1 protein-coding gene is annotated in these 272 nt (G+C 39.3%); it reads left to right on the forward strand.

The annotated features are described in order from the left end of the window. Window positions 1-272 (forward strand): transposase (locus HC026_RS12595; protein WP_168926231.1); only part of this gene is annotated, 272 nt, incomplete at both ends.

A 272-nucleotide genomic window follows, 5' to 3' on the forward strand; every position in this document is an offset into this window, starting at 1 on the left:
CCTGATTGCCATGTGCCTTGATTTAGATTCCGACTTCCGTACCGCATATGAAACTTATCAAGCGATTCTTTCGGCAGTTAAGGAGCGTGATGTGACTGCACTCGAACGAACTCTGAACAATTATTACGCGCTAAATAATCGCATGGATCAATCGATTAAATCGCTGAAAAAGTATCAGGAACAAGTTTCCAATGCTTTGCGCTATCACTACTCAAATGGTTTTCTTGAAGGCATTAACAGTCAAATTAAAAAAATTAAGAACACTGCTTACG

Source organism: Secundilactobacillus angelensis (assembly GCF_012641075.1).
GTDB classification, from domain to species: domain Bacteria; phylum Bacillota; class Bacilli; order Lactobacillales; family Lactobacillaceae; genus Secundilactobacillus; species Secundilactobacillus angelensis.